Source organism: Georgenia deserti, assembly GCF_042680605.1.
GTDB lineage: Bacteria > Actinomycetota > Actinomycetes > Actinomycetales > Actinomycetaceae > Allobogoriella > Allobogoriella deserti.
In genome coordinates this window covers 562,087-585,215 of record NZ_JBHUEE010000002.1, presented here as the reverse complement: position 1 = coordinate 585,215, position 23,129 = coordinate 562,087, and the positions used below count along the sequence as shown (strand labels likewise).

The window sequence follows — 23,129 nt, the reverse complement described above, 5'->3', positions numbered from 1 at the left end:
GCAGCTGTCGGCGCCGCAGATCCGCGTCAGTGCGACTCGCGCTCGACGACGGGACCGGTCCGCCCCACGAGGAAGTCCAGGTCGACGCCCCGGTCCGCCTGGAGCACGTGCTCGACGTAGATCTTCTCCCAGCCGCGCTCGGGGCGGGCGTAGCCGGCGAGCGTGCCAGGGGAGACCTCCCGCGTGGCCAGCTCGTCCTCGTCCACCAGCAGCTCGAGGCGGCGGTTCGGCACGTCGAGCAGGATCTCGTCGCCGTCGCGCACCAGCGCCAGCGCACCCCCGGCCGCCGCCTCGGGCGCCACGTGCAGCACCACCGTGCCGTACGCGGTCCCGCTCATCCGTCCGTCGCAGATCCGGACCATGTCCCGCACGCCCTGCTCGAGGAGCTTCTCCGGAAGTGGCATGTTCGCCACCTCTGGCATCCCGGGGTAGCCCTTCGGACCGCAGCCGCGCAGCACGAGTACCGAAGTGGCGTCGACCTCGAGATCGGGGTCGTCGATGCGGGCGTGGCAGTCCTCGATCGAGTCGAACACCACCGCCCGTCCCCGGTGGACGAGCAGCTCGGGGCTGGCGGCGGCGGGCTTGATGATCGCGCCGTCCGGGGCGAGGTTGCCGCGCAGGGTGGCGATGCCGGCGTCGTCGATGAGCGGTTCCGCGCGCGGTGCGATGACCTGGCGGTCGAACACCTCGTGCTCGGGCAGCACGTCGACCAGGGGCCGGCCGGTGACCGTCATCGCCTGCGGGTCGAGCAGGTCCCTGACCTGATTCAGCACGGCCAGCGGGCCACCGGCGCGGAACAGATCCTCCATGAGGTACTCGCCGGCCGGCTGTAGATTGACCAGCAGCGGCACGTCGCCACCGATGCGGTCGAAGTCCTCGAGGGTCAGGTCCAGGCCGAGCCGGCCGGCCACCGCGAGCAGATGGACGACGGCGTTCGTCGAGCCGCCGCACGCGGCCAGCGCCACGATCGCGTTGTGGAACGAACCGGCGGTGAGCACGTCGGAGACCGGCCGACCGTCCCGCACGAGGTCGACCGCCAGTCTCCCGGCGGCGTGCGCGCCCTCGAGGAGCCGGCTGTCCGCGGCCGGCGTGCCGGCGATGCCGGGGATCGTCATGCCGAGCGCCTCGGCCATGATCGCCATGGTCGAGGCGGTGCCCATGGTGTTGCAGTGCCCGCGTGAGCGGATCATCGACGACTCCGAGCGCAGGAACGTGTCCTGCGGCAGCCGCCCGGCACGGACCTCCTCGCTGAGCTTCCACACGTCCGTGCCGCAACCGAGCGGGGCGCCACGGAAGGTGCCGGAGAGCATCGGGCCTCCGGGGACGACGACGGCGGGCAGGTCCACCGACGCGGCCGCCATGAGCAGCGCGGGAATGGTCTTGTCGCACCCACCGAGTAGCACGAGACCGTCGATCGGGTTGGCCCGGAACATCTCCTCCATGGCCATCGCGGCCATGTTCCGCCAGAGCATCGCCGTCGGGCGCACGTTGGTCTCGCCGGGGGAGACCACGGGCAGGTTGTGCGGGATGCCGCCGGCCTCGTAGACGCCGTGCTTGACGGACTCGGCCACCTCGTTGAGGTGCGCGTTGCACGGGGTCAGGTCCGAGGCGGTGTTCGCGATCGCGATCTGCGGCCGCCCGTCGAAGGCGCTCGACGGCAGTCCGCGGCGCATCCATGCGCGGTGGATGTAGGAGTTGCGGTCCGTTCCGCCGTACCACTCGTCACTTCTGAGGTTCACGCTGCTCCATCGTCGCCGGTGAGTGTCCGGCCAGCCTAGTGAGCCGGGGACTCCGACCGACCGGCCGCAATGACGGGTCGCTCGCCGTTATTGCGGGTACTCCGCTGATCCGCGATGCCGGCGTCCGTTCGCTTTTCTCGGCCGGAGGTGCGTGATACAAATCACCTTGGCGGTCCCTCTCCGCCGTCCGGGCACCATAGGCCGCAGGAGGGCAGGCACGTGCGAGACAGATGCCGGGCGCGCGTGTGTCAACGGTGAGCCGCCGATCCGCACACCACCGCCGTACGGTGCGGCGGTGGCTAGGTGTGTGCCTCGCGGTCGCTGTATCCGGCGCGCTGGGCATCGTCCCGGTGGTGACAACGACGACGCCCGCCGAGGCCGCGCCCGAGGACGTCATCGCCGGCGGCCGCGTGTTCGAGGACAACGATGGCAACGGCGAGTTCGACGCCGATGCCTCCGACGGCTACCGCGAGCGCGGCATCGGCAACGTCACGGTGACCGTCACCGACGCGCTCGGACGCTCCGCCACCACGACCACCCAGCGCACGCAGACCTGGCAGCCGGGCGACCCGCCCGACTCGCCGCAGTTCCCGAACGACCCCAATGACCCCACCGTCACCCCGGGCCAGTGGGTCTGGGAGGCCGAGGGCACCTGGTCCATGACCGAGGGCGAGTTCACCGAGCAGACCGGCGAGGTGCCCTTCGTCAAGGAGGGCGAGACGACCGCCCAGCTGCGGGTGACGTACTCGGACGCGCCCGCCCGGTACGAGTCGTGGTTCGCCGTGGACCGGGCGCAGAACGGCTCGTCCGTGCAGTTCGCGCAGGCCGGGGACCAGGAGATCGACTTCGCGCTGCTGCGCCCGGAGGACCACCGCCCCGAGCCGCTGGACGTCATCACCTCGATCCAGTCCGCCGGCGACCCCCAGCATCCGAGCGTGGTGGACGCCCCCGCGCTCCGCTCGACGGACTGGTCGACCTCCCAGGAGGTCCACGCGTACCAGGACCTCAACAAGAACGACGCCTACGACGAGGGCGTCGACAACCTCGCACCCACCAACCCCGACGGCGAGGAGTACCGCTGGTACGACGACCTCAACCAGGACGGGTTCTGGGACGAGGACGAGCCGGGATCGGACGTGGCGTTCATCGACGAGAACGGCAACGGCTACTGGGACCAAGGGCCGTGGTCACAGATGAACGTCTACGGCGGGCTCGAGCCGACCGGACCCACGGTGACGGTCGAGCCGCAGACGTTCCCGAGCGTGCGCGTGATCTACCCCGGCGGCGAGTGCTGGCCTGGTCCGCTGACCGTGACCGAGCGGCTCACCGACCCGCAGATCGTGCCTGACGACCCCAACACCGCGGTCGACGAGAGCACGAACCCGCGACCCGGGGCCTACGTCGTCGAGAACTTCCAGCTGCCCGACTGGTGCCCGGGCAACCCCGGCTCGGTGAGCGGCGTCTTCGTCCCCGGCGGCGCCTACGACGGCGAGCCGCAGTTCCGCCAGGCCCGCACCGTCGAGCTGACCCAGCCGGAGGAGCCGCGCGACATCGCCACCTACGGCGAGGTCGGCTCCGTGTGGGGCGCGGCGTACGAGCAGTCGAGCAACAGCTACCTCGTCTCCGCCGTGTACAAGCGCATCTCGGGGCTCGCCGAGCACCGGTGGGGCGGGTCGACCGAACGGGCTCTCGGCGGCATCTTCCGCATCCCGGAGGTCCTCGACCCGGGCACCGGCAAGATCGCGGAGGGCATCGGGCCGAGCGGCGACACCGAGCCGTGGTTCTCCCTCACCGACCTCGGGATCGACGTCGGCTCCGTGCCGTCGAACGCCGAGCGCGGTCTCGCCGGGCCGACGGAGGAGCTCGCCGATCCCGACGCGTTCGCGAACGCGGCCAAGGTGGGCATCGGCGGCATCGACACCTGGACCGACGGGACCACCACGTACCTCTACGTGATGAACCTGGCGGACCGGAACCTCTACCGGATCGACATCTCGCCGTCGAACCCGGCGAGCCCCGGCTACGACCCGGACTTCGTGCCCACCGCCGGGGACGTGCTGCAGATCCCGCTCGGGCTCAGCGAGAGCGAGCGCCCGTGGGCGGTCGAGGTGTGGAACGACGAGGTGTACGTCGGCTGGAGCGACACCGGCTCCGAGCCGGGCCACTGCGCCACGCTGTCCCGCCGCGAGTCAGAGCCGCCGGACTGGACGGAGTGCGACTCCACCGAGACCCTCCACGCCTACGCGGGCCGGGTGGCGCTGGACGGCGGTGACGTGACCACCGTCATGGACATCGACCAGGGCTACCCGCGCGGCAACCCGATCAACAACTGGGGCGGCCAGGGCGACCGGTACGCGCAGGAGAACCCGCAGGTGCGGCGGTGGAACACCTGGTCCGACGTGTGGACCTGGGATGCCGCCGACGCCGACGGGAACGACTTCCCGGACGGGTCGGTCGGGTTCTCCACCCGCGAGGGGTCCGCATGGTCCTCCGGCCACTACGTGCAGGCCTACCCGCAGGCCGTGGTGTCCTCGCTCAGCTTCGACAGCGCCGGCTTCCTCTCCATCGGGATGATGGACCGGACGGCCCTGCAGGCCGGCAACATCCAGCGCGCCGCCGACTCCGACGAGCCCGACGGGACGCCGCCGAACGTCTACTTCGAGGGCGTCTCCTCGGGTGACACCACCCTCGCCGGCTGGAACGCCAACCAGGGCAGGTACGTGCACGAGTTCGAGGGCCGTTCGACGGCGGTCGGCCTCGACGGCGCCTCCTCCCAGCGGTTCGACTCCACTCCCGAGCACCACAACTCCGGACCCGGCGGCCGGGAGTTCTACGACGACGACCAGGCGCTGGATGCCTCCGCCCGCGGCTCCAGCGAAGCCCTGAACCACGAGGAGGTCGGGCTCGGCGCCGTGCTCGGACTGCCCGGCGCCACCGAGCTGGCGATGACGGCGTTCGACCCGCTCGTCAACATCCGCGTGCAAGGGCTGATGTGGCTCGGCGTGGAGGACGGTGCCCCGACCCGGGCCGTCGAGCTGACGGACGACCCCGGGCACGCCGAGCACCCGGACTACTCGTTCCAGAAGGGCGGCGGCCTGGGAGACCTGGACGCGCTGGCGGTGCCGCCACCGGTGGAGATCGGCAACCGGGTCTCCTTCGACGCCGACCAGGACGGCCAGCAGAGCGCGGACGAGCCCGGCATCCCCGGCGTGACGGTCGAGCTCGTGGACGCCGCGGGCGAGGTCATCGGCACCCAGCAGACGGCGGAGGACGGGACCTACTACTTCACCTCGCGCGAGGAGAACGCGGACCACTACGCGCCGATGGAGCACGGTCAGGACTACACGGTCCGGTTCGTCAAGCCCGAGGACGGACGGCTCGAGGTGGACCTGTGGGGTACGCGGGTCACCGCGCCCTGGTCGGACGTCCCGTTCACCGAGATGCAGGCGCCGGAGGGTGAGAACCCGCACGGCCCGAACGACAACGCCGACGGCGTGGCGACGCGCCAGCAGGTGACCCCTGCGCTCGAGCCCGACCCGCCCGTGGACCCGGACCGGACCGACTCCAACCCCGACACCGAGAACGGCGAGTACACCTTCACGCTCGGCGGCGCCGGCAGGAACGACCACTCGATCGACGCCGCGTACGTGGCGTACGCGCCGCTGCAGGTCGAGAAGCTCATCGACCCCGAGGGCGGCGCCGGCGCGCCGGGGATGACGTTCGACATCACTCTCAACACGCAGGACTTCCGCGGACTCGCCGTCGGGCCGGACGATCCTGACCCCGACGCGGCGTTCACCTTCGAGGATCTTGCCGCGTACGAACGGAACGCCGACCTGGTCACCGATGCGGATCCGAACGGCATCGCCGACGGCGTCCTGACGGTGCGGATCGGCGAGGACGGCACCGTCCCGCCCGCCGTCGCCTGGTTCCCTCTCGGCTCCACGGTGGAGGTCACCGAGGTGGCGAGCGACGCCGTCGAGGAGGTCACCTACACCCCGACGGGGCCGATCGAGCTGGTCGACGGCGACGCGGAGGCCACGCCGGTCCGCGTGCAGGTCACCAACACGCTCACCGCGGGCACGTTCTCCGTCACCAAGACGGTGACCGGCGAGGCCGCGGGCCAGGTGCCCGACGGCACCAGCTTCACCGCGCAGTACTCCGTCGACGGCGGCGAGACCTGGGTCGATCTGGTGGTGCCGTACGACGCCGACGGCGACGGCACCCCGGCCCCCGCCGTCTCCCCCACCCTGCCGGTGGGGACCGAGGTGCTGCTGTGCGAGATCGACCTGCCCCCGCCGCCGGCCGGCGTCGCGTGGGGCGAGCCGACCATCTCCGGCGAGGGCGTGACGTTCGACCCCGAGACCGGGTGCGCGACGTTCACCGTCACCGAGGGTGAGACCGGCGTCCAGCTGACCCTGGAGAACGTCGCGAACCCGGCGCCGGGCGACTGGCAGGTCTCCAAGACCGTCGCCGGCGGTGCGGCCGGCGACGTGCCGCCCGGCACCACGTTCGTGGTCGAGTGGACCACCACGCCGGGCGACCCCGACTCGTGGCAGACCCTCGAGGTCCCTTACGGCGAGACCGTCTCACCGCCCGGCGACCTGCCCGCCGGGACCCGGGTGACGGTCCGCGAGGGCCCGATGCCGGACGTGCCGAACGTCGACTGGGGGACACCTGTGTTCACCGTCGGGGGCGGCGCACCGCAGCCCGGACCGGTGACCTTCACGGTCGGTGCCGGTGCCACGGTCTCCCTCGGCCTGGAGAACACCGCCGTGCCGGACCCGGGCACCTTCTCCGTGCGGAAGGCCATCATCGGCGGGGCCGCCGGTGTGGCCGGCGCAGCCGACCCGACGTTCGCGTTCGAGTACTCCACCGACGGCGGCGAGACGTGGACCCAGCTCGACGTGCCGCTGGGCGAGATCGTCTCGCCGTCCGAGGAGTTCCCGATCGGGACCGAGGTCCTGATCCGCGAGGTGGAACCGCTGCCCGAGGTCCCGGGCGTCGTGTGGGGCGACCCGCAGCTCTTCGTCGACGGCGAGCCGGTCGACTCGCCCGCGACGATCACGATCACCGGGGCGGACGAGCCCAGCCCGGCGATCGTCATGCTCAACACGGCCACGCCGGCGCCGGGGCAGTTCACGGTCACCAAGACCCTGCAGGGCCCTGCGGCCGGTGACGTGCCGCCGGGGACGGAGTTCACCGTCGAGTACACGGTCGACGGCGGAGAGCCGGTTGAGATCTCCGTGCCCGTCGGCGAGTCCGTGACGATCGAGGACGTCCCTGCCGGTGCCGAGGTGACGGTGACCGAGGTGTCGCTGCCCGACATCCCAGGCATCGTCTGGGGCGAGGTGATCCTGTCGGTCGACGGTGTGCCGCAGGAGGGCGACTCGGTCACCTTCACGGTCGGTGCGGACACCGGCGTGTCCGTCGGCGTCACCAACACCGCCCGGTACGCACCCGGGAACTTCGCGGTCGAGAAGGTCCTGGAGGGCGAGGCCGCCGACCAGGTGCCGGACGGCACCGAGTTCGTGCTCGAGTACTCGGTCGACGGCGGCGAGACCTGGAACCCGCTGACGGTGCCGCTCGGCCAGCTGGTCACCTCCGGGGAGTTCCCGGCCGGGACCGAGGTGCTGCTGCGGGAGGGGCCGCTGCCGGAGGTGCCCGGGGTCGAGTGGGGCACGCCGGTGGTCTCGCCGGAGTCGCTCACGGTGGGCGCCGGCACGACCGCCGAGATCACGATGACCAACACGGCGAACGACGCTCCCGGCGAGTTCACCGTGGCGAAGGCCCTGGACGGCGAGGCCGCCGGGGACGTGCCGCTCAGCGCCGCGTTCACGGTCGAGTACTCCATCGACGGTGGGGAGACGTGGGAGACCCTCACCGTGGGGGCCGACGGGGTGCCCGTGTCCTCCGGTCAGATCCCGGCGGGGACCGAGGTCCTGCTGCGGGAGACCGATCAGCGGCCCGACGTGCCGGGGGTGCAGTGGGGCGAGGTGACGCTCACGGTCGACGGTGAGCCGGTCGACGGCGACACCGCGTCGTTCACCATCGGCCCGGACACCGTCGTCGAGCTCGTCGCGACGAACACCGCGGAGTACCAGCCCGGCAACTTCACCGTCGAGAAGCTGCTGGAGGGCAACGGCGCCGGCGACGTGCCCGACGGCACGGAGTTCACGATCGAGTACACGGTCGACGGCGGAGAGCCGCAGACCGCCACCGTGACCGTGGGCGAGCCGTGGACCTCCCCCGACCTGCCCGCCGGCAGTGAGGTCACCGTCACCGAGGTCGACCTGCCCGACGTCGAGGGCGTGATGTGGGGCGAACCTGCCCTGACCGTCGACGGCCAGGCCGCAGAGACGCCGGCCACGTTCACCGTCGGGGCAGGGACCACCGTCGGCGTCGAGATCACCAACACGGCCGAGGAGGCGCCCGGCAACTTCACCGTGGCGAAGTCGGTCACCGGCGGAGCGGCCGGTGACGTGCCGGGTGACGCGACGTTCGTCGTCGAGTACTCCATCGACGGTGGGGAGACCTGGGCAGAGCTGCGGGTCACCGCGGACGGCACCCCGGTCACCTCCCCCGACATCCCGGCCGGCACCCAGGTGATGGTCCGGGAGACCGTGGCACGGCCGGACGTTCCCGGGGTGACCTGGGGCGAGGTGCGTCTCAGCGTCGACGGCATGCCGATCAACGGCACGACGGCGACGTTCACGGTGGACGCGGACACGACCGTCGAGATCGTGGTGACGAACCCGGCGGAGCAGTCGCCCGGGACCTTCACGGTCGCCAAGGCGGTGGACGGCGAAGCGGCCGGCCAGGTTCCGGACGACGCCGAGTTCACGCTCGAGTACTCCACCGACGGCGGAGAGACCTGGAACCCGCTGACGGTGCGCGCGGACGGGACGCCGGTCACCGCACCGCAGCTGCCCGCCGGGACCGAGGTCCTGGTCCGGGAGACCGATGAGCGGCCCGACATCGACGGCGTCGAGTGGGGCGAGGTGTCGCTCACGGTCGACGGCGAGCCGGTCGACGGCGACACCGCGTCGTTCACGGTGGGCGCGGGGACCACGGTCGAGGTGGTGGTGACCAACACCGCGCAGCCGGCTCCGGGTGGGTTCGAGCTGGTCAAGGAGGTCACCGGGGACGCCGCGGGACTGGTGCCACCGGAGACCGAGTTCACCGTCGAGTACTCCACCGACGGCGGCCAGACGTGGGAGACCACGACGGTCACCGCGGACGGCACCCCCACCGTGGTGCAGGACCTGCCGGCCGGGACCGAGGTCACCTTCCGCGAGGTCACCCCGCTGCCCGAGGTCGACGGGGTCGTCTGGGGCGAGCCGGTCATCGACCCGCAGACCCTCACCGTCGAACCCGGCGCCACCGCCACGGTCACGGTGACCAACACCGCCGCCCCGGCACCCGGACAGTTCTCGGTCGCCAAGGCCCTCGACGGCGAGGCCGCCGGCGAGGTCCCCGGTGACGCGGAGTTCACCGTCGAGTACTCCACCGACGGCGGCCAGACCTGGCAGCCACTGACCATCACCGCCGACGGCACCCCCGTCACCGTCGAGGACCTGCCCGCCGGCACCGAGGTCCAGCTCCGCGAAACCGATGAGCGACCCGACATCGACGGCGTGGAGTGGGGCGAGGTCACCCTCACCGTCAACGGCGAACCCGTCGAGAGCCCGGCGAGCTTCACCATCGGGTCGAACACCGGCGTCGCGGTGGTCGTGACCAACGCGGCGGAGTACCTGCCCGGGGGCTTCTCGGTGGCCAAGGCCCTGGACGGCGAGGCCGCCGGTGAGGTGCCCGGTGACGCGGAGTTCACCGTCGAGTACTCCACCGACGGTGGCGAGACCTGGGAGCCACTGACCGTCACCGCGGACGGCACCCCGGTCGCGGTCGAGGACCTGCCCGCTGGGACCGAGGTGCTGCTGCGGGAGACCGATGAGCGGCCCGACGTGCCGGGCGTCGAGTGGGGCGAGGTGACGCTCACGGTCGACGGCGAGCCCGTCGACGGCGACACCGCGTCGTTCACGATCGGCGCCGACAGCACGGTCGAGCTCGTGGTGACCAACACGGCGAACCCGGCGCCGGGGAGCTTCTCCGTCGAGAAGGTGCTCGAGGGTGAGGCGGCCGGTCAGGTCCCGGAGGGCACGGAGTTCACGATCGAGTACACGGTCGACGGCGGGGAGCCGCAGTCCGCGACCGTGACCGTGGGTGAGCCGTGGACCTCCCCCGACCTGCCCGCCGGCAGCGAGGTCACCGTCACCGAGGTCAACCTGCCCGAGATCGACGGCGTCACCTGGGGTGACCCGGTCCTGACCGTGGACGGCGAACCCGCCGAGACACCGGCGACCTTCACCATCGGCGCGGGCACCACCGTCGGCGTCGAGGTCACCAACACGGCCAACCCGGCACCGGGGAACTTCTCGGTCGAGAAGCTGCTCGAGGGCGAGGCGGCGAACCAGGTCCCGGAGGGGACCGAGTTCACCATCGAGTACACGATCGATGGTCTTGACCCGATCAGCCAGACCGTGACGGTGGGTGAGCCGTGGACCTCGCCCGAGCTGCAGGCCGGGACCGAGGTCACGGTCATTGAGGTCGACCTGCCGGAGATCGACGGCGTCGAGTGGGGCGAGGTCGTCCTCACCGTCGACGACGAGCCGGTCGACGGCGACACCGCCACATTCACGATCGAGGCCGGCACGACTATCCAGGTCGTGGTGACCAACACGGCCCAGCAGGCACCGGGCGGGTTCGAACTGGTCAAGGAGATCACCGGGGACGCCGCCGGCCTGGTGCCGCCGGAGACCGAGTTCACGGTCGAGTACAGCGTCGACGGCGGCGAGACCTGGGAGGCCGCCACGGTCACCGCGGACGGCACGCCGACCGCGGTCGAGGACTTGCCCGCCGGTACCGAGGTCACCTTCCGTGAGGTCGCCCCGCTCCCGGACCTCCCGGGAGTCACTTGGGGCGAGCCGGTGATCGAGCCGGAGTCCTTGACGGTCGAGCCCGGCGCGACCGCCACCGTCACGGTGACCAACACCGCCCAGCCGTCACCCGGAAACTTCGCCGTCGCCAAGGTCTTGGACGGGCCCGCGGCCGGTGACGTCCCCGGCGACGCAGAGTTCACGGTCGAGTACTCCGTCGACGGCGGGGAGACGTGGGAGCCGCTGACCGTCACCGCGGACGGCGCGCCGGTCACCTCGCCGGACTTCCCGGCCGGCACCGAGGTCCTACTCCGCGAGACCGACGCCCGACCGGATGTGCCGGGAGTCGAGTGGGGCGAGGTCACCCTCACCGTCAACGGCGAGCCCGTCGAGGGCGAGACCGCCTCGTTCCCGATCGGCCCGAACACCGGCGCCGCCATCGTCGCCACGAACACGGCGGACTACACGCCCGGCGGGTTCACTGTGGAGAAGCTGGTCGAGGGTGGGGCCGCGGATGCGGTGCCGGACGGGACCGAGTTCACCGTCGAGTACGCCCTCGACGGCGGGGGGCCGCAGACCGCGACCGTGACCGTGGGCGTGCCGTCGACCTCCGAGGACCTGCCGGCCGGCACCGAGGTCGCCGTCACCGAGGTCGACCTGCCCGAGATCGACGGTGTCACGTGGGGCGACCCCGTCCTGACCGTGGACGGTGAACCCGTCGAGACACCGGCGACCTTCACCATCGGCGCGGGCACGACGGTCGAGGTGGTGGTGACCAACACCGCGCAGCCGGCTCCGGGTGGGTTCGAGCTGGTCAAGGAGGTCACCGGGGACGCCGCGGGACTGGTGCCACCGGAGACCGAGTTCACCGTCGAGTACTCCACCGACGGTGGCGAGACCTGGCAGACCACCACGGTCACCGCGGACGGGACCCCCACCGTCGTGGAGGACCTGCCGGCCGGGACCGAGGTCACCTTCCGCGAGGTCACCCCGCTGCCCGAGGTCGACGGGGTCGTCTGGGGCGAGCCGGTCATCGACCCGCAGACCCTCACCGTCGAACCCGGCGCCACCGCGACCGTCACGGTGACCAACACCGCCGCCCCGGCACCCGGACAGTTCTCGGTCGCCAAGGCCCTGGACGGCGGGGCCGCGGGTGAGGTCCCCGGTGACGCGGAGTTCACGGTCGAGTACTCCACCGACGGCGGCGAGACGTGGGAGCCGCTGACCATCACCGCCGGCGGCACGCCCGTCACCGTCGAGGACCTGCCCGCCGGCACCGAGGTTCAGCTCCGCGAGACCGCCGCCCGGCCCGACGTCGACGGCGTCGACTGGGGCGAGGTCACCCTCACCGTCAACGGCGAACCCGTCGACGGCGACACCGCAGTGTTCACCGTCGACCCCGACACCGGTGTCGCCATCGTCGTCACGAACACCGCCGACGTTCCGCCCACGCCTCAGCCACCGACGGAGCCACCGGACGAGCCGCCACCCGGTCCGGGCCTGCCGATCACGGGCGCCACCGGCGTCGGCCTTCTGGCCACCCTCGCGCTGCTTGCCGTCGCTGCCGGGCTGCTCATGATCCGTAGTCGCCAGCGCAACAAGTAGACGAGATCGCTCGCTTCCGTCACGTTGCTGAGCCGGTGAGGTCGGCCCGGACGGCACGATTCCGAGGACGACTGTCCGGAGGTCGACACAGCATCCACCGAGCCGGTTATCAGGGGGCCGGCCGCCCGTGGGGCGAACGTCTCAGTTGGTTCCGGCGCGGCCGAGACGCTAGAGTCGACTAGCCGAAAAGATTGCAGGCTGGTGTGGTTATTCCAGCCCTCGAACCACCGAGATGCAGTCGCGCCGCCGCGCGAACCCCCGGTACGCAACGTCCCGACGAAGTGGGACGGTGACGTGCCTTGAGGGACCTCGGCGTCACCGTTCCCGAAAGGAGCGGCCCATGAACAAGCGCAGCATCCTCGTGTCCCAGATCATCATGACTTTCCTCATGGCGCTCACCATGTCTGGAATCATGGGGCTGGTCGCGCTCGGATTCTCCCCTGCGTGGCTGAGTGCCTGGCCCAAGCAGTTCCTCATCGCCTGGCCGATCGCCTTTGCCCTCACCATGGTTGTCTGGCCCGCTTCCATGGCGCTGACCCGGGTCATCGTGAGGCCCAGCGCCGGCGAGAGCACGTCCGAAGCCTGACACCGGGCCGACCGACCGGTCGCGGCGGCGAGCGAAGCTCGAGTCAGGTGAAGAGACCAGCGCCCAGCGGGCGATCCTCGTCGAAACCTGGGAGCACCAGGAACGTCGCGCTGCCGGTCGGCGTGACGAACCGCTGAAGGTCGTCGGTCTCGTCGAGGCGCTGCTGCGTGCGCACGAAGGTGGCAAGCTCACGCTGAAAGCTGACGAAGAACAACCCGGTCTCGGGCCGGCCGTCCAACTCGGGGCCACTGAAGGTGTAACTGCGGCGCAGCATCAGACCGCTTCCCGTGAACGAGGGGTGTGCAGCCCGCACATGTGACCGGGCCGGCACGAGGTACTGCCCGTCCGGTGTCCTCGCCTCGAGATCGACGTCGTCGGTGGGAGCACCTCCGCTCAACGGAGTGCCGTCCCGCCGGTGCCGCCCGATCACGATCTCCTGCTCGCGTGTGTCCAGCGCCGCGAACGCGGTGACGTCCAACCGCAGCCGGCGGATCACGCACACCGTGGCACCCTGCAGCCGGCCTCGCCGCCAGACGTGCTCGTCCAACTCGTCTTCTCCGTGCGGGACGACGATGCCGTCGAGATGGCCGAACGGGTTCCGGGAGACGGTGCGTTCTCCGGGCCCACGAAAGCACGTCTCGGCCCAGCGTGCCACGGCGGCCTCGCCGAGCCGTGCCCGCAGGGCAGCGAGCGCGGCAGGGAGGACCGTGGGGTCCGAAGCGTGGAGAGAGAGCAACATATCCCCGCCCCGGCGCTCAGGCGCGATGTGCTCGTCACCGGCGAACACGGGCAGCTCCTCGGCGCCGGGCAAGCCCGGTTCGAGAACGGTCAGCACGCGCGGTCCGAGGCCGACCGTGATCGTCAGATCACCCGGCCCGTCCGGGAGGGTTCCGTCCCGATCCGGATCCGTCAAGGCAAGGATCGTTGCGCCAAGCTCGCTCAGCAGCTCGGCAAGCGTTGCCCGGTCCGCCCGCACATCGTCGGCCAGGTCATGTACGGCCACGAGTCCGTGCGGCTGTGGTGTGGCCGGTCGCGCGACACCTGCTTGCGTCCTGCCTGCGGCCGGGACCGGCGACGGCCGAGCCGACCGCGTGTGCTGCGCCGATGCGGGCGGCGGCGTGACAGCCTCCTCACGCCCGTGCCGGCCCACGGCGAACCCACCCGCAGCACTGCCCAGTACACCACCGGCGCCGAGCAGCATGCTGCGCCGCGTCGGGCCCGAAGTCCCATCCGGGCTGTTCACGATGCACCTGCCGGATGCGGCGGCGGCCCGATGTCCGGTCCGTCGTTGTCGGTCAGGTCGACCCTCGCCCAGCCGTCCGCGAGCCGAATCTCGACCCGGTGGGCCATGCCCGCCTCGTCGATCCAGTAGCGGACACCTGCCGCTGCCGGGTCCGGGGGACCTCCGTCGTCCTCGGGCGACGGTTGCTGGTCATCGGTACCTCGGTCGGATCCTGAGGTGGGCCCGGCGAACACCGTGACCGCCTCGCCCCCGACGTCGTCCTCGCGCAACCAGAGTGCTCCGCCTTCCCGGAGCAAAAGCGGGTTCTCGGGTCGATCGTTGCCCAGACGGGCGAGCATAGCGAACAGGGCTTCGATCGGGGAGGCGCTCGGATCCAAGGGGGCGATCGACCAACCGTCGAACGACTGCGGTGGTGGGCCCAGCCACTCCACCGGCGGGCCCGACGCCGTCGCCGGGGCCGCGGTGACGGCTACGTGCTCGTGGTCCCACACGACGACGTCACTCGGCACCCCGTCCGTGCTCACGGCGGCATAGCCGCCTCCGCCGGCATAGTCGAACCACCCTTCGACCTGGACTTCGTGCCCACCGTCTTGATATGACGCGGACACCTGCCGGCTTCCCGCGTCGAAATTCCGGAAACGCATCGTCGCAAGGCGCTCCGCCTCGTCGTCTGTGACCGGCCGGGGCTCCGGCTGCGAACCGCGCCCGTCGCCGCCGTCGTCCTCCTCGTGCTGACAGCCCGCCACAGACATCAGGACGAGCAGCAGCAGTGCTATCGCGGCGCGTGCCCTCGGTCTCCTGGGCGCGCTCATGGCCGCCCGCTACGCTCAGCGAGGAAGTCCGGCGGCGGCACCTCGACCGAATCGAGATCGGGTATCGCGGTCGTGGCCGGGAGCCTGTCGGGGACGCGCTCGGCGTCGTCCATCGAGTGCTGTGGGGGAGGCGCAGGCACCTGGAGGAAACTCATACCGGGCGGAATCTCCGGAGAAGGCAGCTCGCCGGCCCCGGTCGCCGGCTGCCGGCCGGAACAGTCCGCGAGGAGCGCGTCAGGTAACACGGTGGGCAGCCCCGACGCGCCCGTGACGCAGTTGTCCGCGGCCGGCGTTCGGCCGGCGGAGGTGTTGGCGATATCCACGCCGTTGGGGGCCACGTCCTCCGCCCTGAACATGTTTTGCTCGAAGGTGTTTCCCGTGGCCGCGAGGTCCTCAGCGTGGGTGAGCAGGATACCGGCGCGTGGATTCGCCGTCACGAGGTTGCGCGAGAAGAGGTTGTCCTGCCCACCGGAGACTCCGATGCCGATACCGAATCCACCCTGGGCGTGAGCGGGGGACTGCTCGGAATCGTTGTGGGTCACGACATTGCCGACCACGGTGTTGCCATGTTGCGGGGTGAACGCCTCCTGGTAGTTCGACAGTATCGCCATGCCCACCCGGTTGCCGGAGAAACGGTTGCCGACCACCACGACGGAATCCGAGGCGTTCGCGTTCTCGAATCCGACGGCGTTTCGCTCGGCGACGTTGCCCTGGACAAGCACGTCACACTCACGACACTGCCCCACGTAGAGTCCGGAGTCGGCTGAGCCGGAGGCGTAGCTGTCGGTGACGTATCCGTGCTGTGCGTGGAACGCATAGATCCCGTAGAGACCATTGTTCGCCGCCGTCACGTGGCTGACGCCGAAGCGCTCCACGGGGGGGAACTCGGCCGGGTCGAAGCGCTCGTAGTCGTCGACCGCGGGAGCGGCCGGGCCCGACTCGTCATGCAGACCGGTGACGAGCACGCCGTAGAACGTCGTCTCCTGGACCGTGAGGTTCTCGATCCGGACGCCGTCCGCGGTCGCCACGATGCCGGAGGGCCGGACACCTTCACCGTCGATCACCACCTCGTCTCGCTCGGTTCCCCTGACCGTGACGTCTTCGGTCGCCACGTGCACCTCCTCCCGGTACACGCCGGGCGAGACCAGCACGAGATCACCCGGTTCGGCCGCCCGGACGGCGGCCGAGATCGTCTCGTGCTCCTCCGGCACCTGGAGGATCGCCGGGTCCTCGTCGGTGCTGACATCGGTGCCGGTTCCGCAGGCCGTGAGAGCGGTCAACAGGCTGATAACCCCGAACAGGGCGATGGCTCGTGTCATCCGAGCACTGTGGTCTCGGCAGCGGTCCGCGAACACATGCTCATGTCCGCGACCGTCTCGTGCGGCCTTCGTCACAAGGATTACCGTAACGCCGCAGGTCTGACGGCGACGGGCTAGAAGCTCGTGTTTGCGGGTCAGCGGCGTAGGCGGTATCCGACTCCGCGGACGGTCTCGATGAACCGCGGGTGGCCGGGGCCGTCGCCGAGCTTGCGGCGCAGGTTGGCGACGTGAACCTCGACGGAGTGCCGGTCCGCGTCCGAGACGACCGCTCCGGTGTCGTAGCTGTCGGCCCAGGCGCGCTGGACCAGTTCGTCCTTGCGCAGCACGCGCGTCGGAGACTCGACGAGGGCGACGAGAAGGTCGAACTCCGTTCGTGTCAAGGACACCGCTTGACCGTCGAGCTCGGCCGTGCGGGCGTCGACGTCGACCACGAGGCCACGGTGGGACAGCACCCGGTTGACCGGGCGGGTGGCCGCCGTCGCCACCGCCGGCTCGGCGGGCGAGCCCGGGGAGAACGGTGACGGGCTCGCCCCCGGGCTGGCCGCCGTCGGAGCCGGCGCACCGGAGTACGTGGGGTGGTGCCCGCTCGCACTCGCGGCGAGGACGTCCGCGGGAGTGACCGGGTGGGGCGCGCCGGTGATCGTGCCGTTGGTCGGCGCAGCCTGGCCAGCCACGACGGCGCCTCCGCTGGTGAAGCCGGCCAGCGTCCGGGGCCGGCGGAGCATGGCCTCGATGCGGGCGCGGAGCTCGCGCGGCCGGAACGGTTTGGTGATGTAGTCGTCGGCGCCGGCGTCCAGCCCGAGGAGCGTGTCGATCTCGGCGGCGCGGCCGGTGAGCATGACGAGGTATGTGGTGGAGAACCGCCGCACGCGCCGGGCGACCTCCAGGCCGTCGATGTCCGGCAGGGCGATGTCGAGCGTGGTGACCAGCGGATTGTGGGCACGCACCAGCTCGACGCCGTCGGTGCCCGTGGCCGAGGCGTGCACCTCGAACCCCGCCTGCGTCAGCGTGGTCTCGAGCAGGAAGCGAATGTCAGGGTCGTCCTCGACCACGACGGCTGACCGCAATTCCTCCACCGGCACAAACTAACGAGAACCACGGACATCCGGGGAGGTCCGGCTGATCCGAGACAGTTTCGTGACGTTCCAGGCTCACGGTTGGCAGGCGCGGACGCCTGTCACAGCTGTTCGGGCCCACCCCCGGGCGCAGCCTCCAGCGCCGCCCTGAGCGCCCCCATGAGCCCCGGGACGGCGGCCCGGTCCCGGGCCTGGAGCGCCTCGAGGAGCTCGCGCGCCCGGCCGCTGGCCGCCATGTTGCCGAACGTCCCCGTTGAGCCGGCGATCTGGTGGGCGAGTTCGACGCCCTCGATCCACATCTCGTCCGGGGTTCCGGGCTCCAGGTCGGCGCAGAGCCGGCCCAGGCGATCGGCCCGCTGCCGATTGCGGTGCGCGGCCCGCTCGCTGAGCTGGGCGAGCACTGCCTCGGGATCCTGCGCCGTCACGGCTCACGCCCGAGCAGGCGATTGACGTCCTCGGCCAGGGTCATCGGGTCGAACGGCTTGGCGATTGTCCCGACGGCGCCGTCGGCCTCCCACTCTTCCTCCCGCCCGGGCGTGACCTTCGCGGTGAGGAACACGACCGGGATCTCCCGCGTCTGGCGATCCGTCTGCAACTCGCTGAGGATGGCGGGCCCGTCCAGCACCGGCATCATCACGTCGAGCAGGATCGCGTCCGGCTGCGTATCAGCGGCCACCCTAAGCGCCTCTCCGCCACTGGAGACGGTCGTCACGCGCCAGCCGCCGACGACCTCCAACGCCATCTGCGCGACCTCGCGGATGGTCTCGTCATCGTCCACGACCAGGATGTGAGGCGGATGCATGGCTCCTCCCGCGCTGCGCGGGCGCGCTCGGCGGCTTGTCCGGACGCTACCGCACACGGAACCGGCCCACGTGACGGTTGCGCTCGCTAGAGTCCGATCATGACGCCCGGTGCGGGTCCTCACCGGCACGGCAGGTTTCGCTCTTTGGCGTTACTGACCACGGCCTGGCTCGTCGTCGCCTTCGCCGTCCTGGTCAGTGATCTTCCGGTCGGCGTCCGCGCACAGTTCTCCGAGATCGTGCTGCCGGCATCGGCGCTGGTCACGGCGACCAGCTGCGCAGTCACGGCGGCGCGGTCGTCGGGTCGACGACGGCGGGCGTGGGCGTTGTTCGCAGCCGCCGGGTACCTCGCCGCCTTGGCGAATCTCGCCGCGCTCGTCGTCGGGCCCACGCAAGTCGGCGACTTCACCTACGTCACCGCGCTCGTCCTCGGCATCCTCGCGCTCCTTTCCCTTCCGGCGACACCGCTACGCGGGACGCGGGTGGCGCAGATGGTTCTCGACGGCGTGGTCGTGGGCGGGTCGGTCCTGTTCGTCGCTGCGGTGGCGGTCTTCCCCGGGCTCGAGGTCTCCGACGGACTGACGCTCACCACCCTCGCGGCGCTCGTGCTCCCCCTGATCGACGCCGTCGTCGTCACGCTCGCCGTCTTCGTCATCACCCGCAGCGCCCGGCGCGAACGTGTCCCGCTCGTTCTCGCCGCCCTGTGCTTCACGTTCTTCGCCCTGGGGGACCTGTCCTACGCCGTCTTCGGGATGTCGGCCTTCGAGTTCGGCACCCCGGTGGACCTGACGTGGATCATCGGCTACGGCCTCGGCGCGCTCGCCGCCCGCCATCCGGACGCCGTGGGGACCGATGTTGCCCTGACACCGGAGGAATCGCCGGTCGCGGCGACGGCGCTGACGTTCGGGCTGTTCATCTTCGCCGCCGTCATCGGGGTGGCGACGATGAACCGGCTGCCCTGGGGCGCCGTCGCCCTCGTGCTGTGGGCGATCATCCTGTTGGCCGTCGCGGCCCGGCAGACCATCCTCGTGGTGGACAACGAGCGGCTCCGGCGCGCCCTCGAACGCCGGGTCCGGGCCCGCACCGACGAACTCCGGGCGATGACCCGCTCCACCGAGCTGATGCTCTCCTCGGTCGGCGACGGCATCTACGGCGTCGACCGCGACGGCAACGTCACGTTCCTCAACCCCGCGGCGGCCGAGACACTCGGCTACAGCGAGACGGAACTCGTCGGCCGCCACGCGCACGCCACCTTCCACGCGGCCCGCCCCGACGGCGTGCCGTTCCCGTACGAGGGCTGTTACATCGCCGAGGCGATCGGCGCCGGGTCGACGGTGACCGCCGAGGAGGACGTCTACCGACGCGCCGACGGCGAGACGGTCCCGGTGGAGGTCACGGCCAGCCCGGTGCTCGACGGACCGGTTGTGCGCGGCGCCGTCGTCGTCTTCCGGGACGTGACCGAACGTCAGGAGATCGACCGGATGAAGGACGAGTTCGTCTCCGTCATCTCGCACGAGCTGCGCACCCCGCTGGCTTCGATCCGCGGGTCGCTCGGGCTGCTGGCCGGGGGAGCGGCGGGCCGGCTCACCCCGCAGGCCGAGCGGATGGCCACCATCGCGATGGAGTCGAGCAAGCGCCTGGCCCGGCTCATCGACGACATGCTCGAGGTGGAGCGGATGCAGGCCGGCGCCGCCGTCATCAACACCGACGACCACGCAGCCGCCGCACTCGTCGAGGCGGCGCTGGACGAGGTTCGCAGCGCGGCGAACGAGGCTCAGGTGGACTTGCGGCGCGGGGACATCACCGGGCAGGTCCACGCCGACGCCGACCGCATCGTGCAGACCCTCATCAATCTCCTGGGTAACGCCATCAAGTTCTCGCCGCGGGGAAGCCCGGTATTCGTGGAGGCCGGCCCGGCGGGCGGTTATGTGGAGTTCCGGGTGATCGATCGTGGCCGCGGTATCCCCGAGGACCGTCTCGAGCGGATCTTCGGTCGCTTCGAGCAGGTCGACGCCTCAGACGCCCGGGAGAAGGGTGGGACGGGGCTCGGACTGGCGATCTCCCGGGGGATCGTCGAACGGCACGGCGGCCGCATCTGGGCGACCAGCCGCCTGGGGGAGGGCTCGACGTTCCATGTCACGTTGCCGCGCGCGGATGTGGACCGGGACGGGGAACCGGTGACCGAGACGGGAAGGACCGAAGAGTGGCGGAGTCGTTAACGGGCCAGGAGGGAACGCACACGGTGGAGGCAAGGCATCACGAGGACGCCCCGGTCATCCGGGTCAGCGCGGGGTCCGGGTCGGGCAGGACCCGGTTGTCGGCCTTCGACGCGGCGCTGCGCAGTGCAGGGGTCGCGAACTTCAATCTCATTCGGCTCAGCTCGGTGATCCCGCCCGATGCCGAGGTGCGCGAGGTCGAGGCTGTCGATCAACTCGTCGGGCGGCACGGGGACCGCCTGTTCTGCGTCTACGCGTCGGCGCACGCGGAGCTGCCGTTCCACCAGGCGTGGGCGGGGGTGGCGTGGGCGCTGGCGGACGACGGTAGCGGCGCCGGCCTCTTCGTCGAGCACGAGGGGCCGTCGGAGGACCAGGTCGGCCACGACCTGACGGCGAGCCTCGAGGACCTCATCGCCGGGCGCGGCGGCGGTTATGCCGAGGCAGGCCGCGTGGTCACCTCGGTCACCTGCGACACCGAACCGGTGTGCGCCGTCGTCGTGGCGGCCTATCTGGCCCAGGGGTGGACAGCGTGAGCGAGCCGAACCTGGATGTCACGACGGTGCGCCGCCTGCCCGAGGACGTCATCGACATCTTCTGGCCCATCTACCGGGCCTCGTTCGAGCCGCTGACCGTCCGCGCCGCGGCACGTCACCTGCTCAGCCGCGAGGAGTTCGAGGAGGACATGCGCGACGAGCGCATCCTCAAGTTCCTCGTGCAGGACGGCGGGCGGATCGTCGGCATGACGACGATGACGACGGATCTGGACGCCGTGCCGTGGATCAGCCCGGAGTACTACCGGCACCACTATCCGGAGCACGCAGCCCGCGGGGCGATCTACTACTTCGGGTACGCGCTCGTCGGTCCGGACCACCGCCGCAACCGGGTGTTCGTCGCCATGCTTGACAGCATGCTGGCGCTGCTGCTCGAGAACCGGGCGATCGCGGCCTACGACGTCAGCCGCTACAACGACGAGACGGTCAAGCTGGCCGAGCGGCTGTTCATCCGTGCCCGCCAGACCAGCGAAGTGACCGTGGACGTCGCGGACGTGCAGACGTACTACGCGGCCACCTTCCACGGACCACGCAGCGACTGAGACGTACGCGAGCGGGGTGCGGGACCGGCGCTTTCGGTGATCTCGGGCTCGGGGCCGGCTCGTTCGGGAGCGGTGCCCGAGCGGGCTCTGGAACGCACGCCTCGGCACCGCACGCTCGTTCCGGCACCGGTGCGGCCGCGCGAGCCACCGTTCATCCAACCAGTCCGGCGCCCGTCCCAGCAGCCGGGCCCGAGATGAAGCCGACGGCGGGACGCGCCACCATGGCGTCGTGCCTGCTCACGCGCCCCGCGACCCGGATCGCGGGCGGGCTGCGCCGATGTTCCCGATGCGGAACGTGGTGCTGGGTGCATTCGTGCCGACCTTCGTATTCGACATCGGCATCGGGGCGATGCTGCCGATCATCGCGCCCTCGGCCGTGGCTCGCGGGGCGGATCTCGCGCTCGCCGGATTGCTCACCGCGCTGCTGCCGATCGGCCAGATCCTCGCCGACGTGCCGGCCGGTGCGCTGACCACCCGCATCGGCGACCGCCGGGCGATGGTCGCCGCCGGCTTCGTCGCCGCGCTCGCCTTCGCCGGTGCCGGGCTGGCACCGGGGCTCCTCACCCTCGCCGTCGCGGTGGTCGCCATCGGGGCGGCGTCGGCGGTGTACAACCTCGCGCGCCACTCGTACCTCACCGAGATCACGCCGCCGCTGCGCCGGGCACGGGTCCTCTCGACCCTGGGCGGGGTGCACCGGATCGGCCAGTTCGTCGGGCCGTTCGTCGGCGCGCTGGTCATCCACGGTGGCGCCGTCGACCACGCCTACTTCCTCGGGGTCGCGACCGCGCTGGCCGCGACGTTCACGCTGCTCGCGGTCCGGCCGGAGGGCCACCCCGGTCCGGCGGTGACCCGTCCGGCGGAGCCGGTGCCCACCGTGCGTGAGGCCCTACGGCAGCACCGCGCCGTGCTGACCTCGCTGGGCGTCGCAGTGGTTCTCGTCGGGGCGGTGCGCGGCGCGCGTCAGCAGGTGGTGCCGCTGTGGGGCGAGCATCTCGGCCTGGATCCGGCGGTGACGTCCCTGATCTTCGGCATCGCCGGCGGGATCGACATGCTGCTGTTCTACCCGGCCGGGAAGGTCATGGATGTGATGGGCCGGTTGTGGGTCGGGATTCCGGCGATGCTCGTCATGGGCAGCGCGATGGTCGCGATCCCGCTGACCGGCGGGGCGGTCAGCCTCGGTGTGGTCGCTGCCCTGCTCGGATTCGGCAACGGCATGAGCTCGGGCATCCTCATGACTCTCGGCGCCGACGTGGCGCCGGCGCACGGCCGGGCCCAATTCCTCGGCATGTGGCGGGTGCTGCAGGACGGCGGTGTGGCTCTCGGTCCGCTCATCGTCTCCGCGGGGGCGGCGCTCGGGTCACTGGCCGGCGGGATCTGGGCAGCAGGTGCTCTCGGACCGGCCGCCTCGGCCGCGCTGGCGCGGTGGGTACCCCGGTGGACCGTGCACGCGAACCGCGCCACGCGCCGGCGGGCCGGTCTGGCCGACTGATCGGCGCTCGCGGGCCGGTCCTGGGCCCCCCTGCCGTGTGATCCGCCCGCCGCCACGAACCACCGCCGGAACGAGGTTGCAGAATCTGTCGAAAAGCGGATGGATTCTGCAACCTCGTTTCGGGCTCGGGCTCGGGCTCGGGCTCGGGCTCGGGCTCGGCTCCGGTTCGGGTTCGGGTTTGGGTTCGGGCTCGCGTTCGGGTTCGGAGGCCGGCT

13 protein-coding genes are annotated in these 23,129 nt (G+C 71.3%); 6 read left to right on the top strand and 7 right to left on the bottom strand.

Features of this window, described 5'->3' with window-relative positions; translation table 11 throughout:
- Nucleotides 1–26: 26 nt before the first annotated feature.
- Nucleotides 27–1,739: a dihydroxy-acid dehydratase gene (locus ACFSE6_RS06285; RefSeq protein WP_388003655.1), complete on the bottom strand. Its 1,713-nt coding sequence runs from the start codon at nt 1,737–1,739 to the stop codon at nt 27–29.
- A 353-nt stretch (nt 1,740–2,092) separates the two neighbouring features.
- On the opposite strand from ACFSE6_RS06285, the gene ACFSE6_RS06280 reads away from it, so the two are divergent.
- Entirely contained in the window at nt 2,093–12,280 is a 10,188-nt protein-coding gene (locus tag ACFSE6_RS06280; RefSeq protein WP_388003652.1) for a DUF5979 domain-containing protein, read from the top strand.
- Nucleotides 12,281–12,620: 340 nt separating this feature from the next.
- On the top strand, nt 12,621–12,866 hold the full coding sequence (locus ACFSE6_RS06275) for a DUF2798 domain-containing protein (RefSeq protein WP_388003649.1): 246 nt from the start codon (nt 12,621–12,623) through the stop codon (nt 12,864–12,866).
- A gap of 43 nt (nt 12,867–12,909) precedes the next feature.
- Here the strand turns inward: ACFSE6_RS06275 and ACFSE6_RS06270 are convergent, their stop codons facing one another.
- The 6 genes from ACFSE6_RS06270 to ACFSE6_RS06245 form a co-directional block, all read right to left on the bottom strand.
- Nucleotides 12,910–13,869 (bottom strand): Dyp-type peroxidase, encoded by a 960-nt coding sequence (locus ACFSE6_RS06270; RefSeq protein ID WP_388003646.1) that lies wholly within the window; start codon nt 13,867–13,869, stop codon nt 12,910–12,912.
- A gap of 236 nt (nt 13,870–14,105) precedes the next feature.
- Nucleotides 14,106–14,921 carry a hypothetical protein gene (locus tag ACFSE6_RS06265; protein ID WP_388003643.1) on the bottom strand — a complete coding sequence of 272 codons (816 nt, stop codon included), beginning with the start codon at nt 14,919–14,921 and terminating at the stop codon, nt 14,106–14,108.
- Nucleotides 14,918–16,240 carry a right-handed parallel beta-helix repeat-containing protein gene (locus tag ACFSE6_RS06260; protein WP_388003640.1) on the bottom strand — a complete coding sequence of 441 codons (1,323 nt, stop codon included), beginning with the start codon at nt 16,238–16,240 and terminating at the stop codon, nt 14,918–14,920. Before ACFSE6_RS06260 ends, ACFSE6_RS06265 begins: the two co-directional genes overlap by 4 nt.
- A 134-nt stretch (nt 16,241–16,374) precedes the next feature.
- Complete coding sequence (locus ACFSE6_RS06255; RefSeq protein ID WP_388003637.1) at nt 16,375–17,316, bottom strand: response regulator transcription factor; 942 nt, start codon at nt 17,314–17,316, stop codon at nt 16,375–16,377.
- Between the two features lie 101 nt (nt 17,317–17,417).
- Nucleotides 17,418–17,741, bottom strand: coding sequence for an Hpt domain-containing protein (locus ACFSE6_RS06250; protein ID WP_388003634.1), 324 nt, complete (start codon nt 17,739–17,741; stop codon nt 17,418–17,420).
- The gene (locus ACFSE6_RS06245; RefSeq protein WP_388003631.1) at nt 17,738–18,118 is read right to left on the bottom strand and encodes a response regulator; all 381 of its coding nucleotides are present in this window, start codon (nt 18,116–18,118) and stop codon (nt 17,738–17,740) included. The genes ACFSE6_RS06250 and ACFSE6_RS06245 overlap by 4 nt, the downstream gene beginning before the upstream one ends.
- Before the next feature lie 144 nt (nt 18,119–18,262).
- Here ACFSE6_RS06245 and ACFSE6_RS06240 point away from each other — a divergent pair, with 144 nt between their 5' ends.
- The 4 genes from ACFSE6_RS06240 to ACFSE6_RS06225 all read left to right on the top strand — a co-directional run bounded on the left by ACFSE6_RS06240 (nt 18,263) and on the right by ACFSE6_RS06225 (nt 22,914).
- Entirely contained in the window at nt 18,263–20,335 is a 2,073-nt protein-coding gene (locus ACFSE6_RS06240; protein WP_388003628.1) for an ATP-binding protein, read from the top strand.
- A 23-nt stretch (nt 20,336–20,358) separates the two neighbouring features.
- Nucleotides 20,359–20,865, top strand: a complete 507-nt coding sequence (locus ACFSE6_RS06235) for a pyruvoyl-dependent arginine decarboxylase (protein ID WP_388003625.1) — start codon at nt 20,359–20,361, stop codon at nt 20,863–20,865.
- Nucleotides 20,862–21,425 (top strand): hypothetical protein, encoded by a 564-nt coding sequence (locus ACFSE6_RS06230; protein WP_388003622.1) that lies wholly within the window; start codon nt 20,862–20,864, stop codon nt 21,423–21,425. The genes ACFSE6_RS06235 and ACFSE6_RS06230 overlap by 4 nt, the downstream gene beginning before the upstream one ends.
- Nucleotides 21,426–21,654: 229 nt before the next feature.
- Nucleotides 21,655–22,914: an MFS transporter gene (locus ACFSE6_RS06225; protein WP_388003619.1), complete on the top strand. Its 1,260-nt coding sequence runs from the start codon at nt 21,655–21,657 to the stop codon at nt 22,912–22,914.
- Nucleotides 22,915–23,129: the final 215 nt, after the last annotated feature.

Excerpts from the sequence above, each read along its gene's own strand:
- ACFSE6_RS06275 (WP_388003649.1), top strand. The coding sequence starts at position 12,621 with ATGAACAAGCGCAGCATCCTCGTGTCCCAGATCATCATGACTTTCCTC.
- ACFSE6_RS06265 (WP_388003643.1), bottom strand. The coding sequence starts at position 14,921 with ATGAGCGCGCCCAGGAGACCGAGGGCACGCGCCGCGATAGCACTGCTG.
- ACFSE6_RS06260 (WP_388003640.1), bottom strand. The coding sequence starts at position 16,240 with ATGACACGAGCCATCGCCCTGTTCGGGGTTATCAGCCTGTTGACCGCT.
- ACFSE6_RS06245 (WP_388003631.1), bottom strand. The coding sequence starts at position 18,118 with ATGCATCCGCCTCACATCCTGGTCGTGGACGATGACGAGACCATCCGC.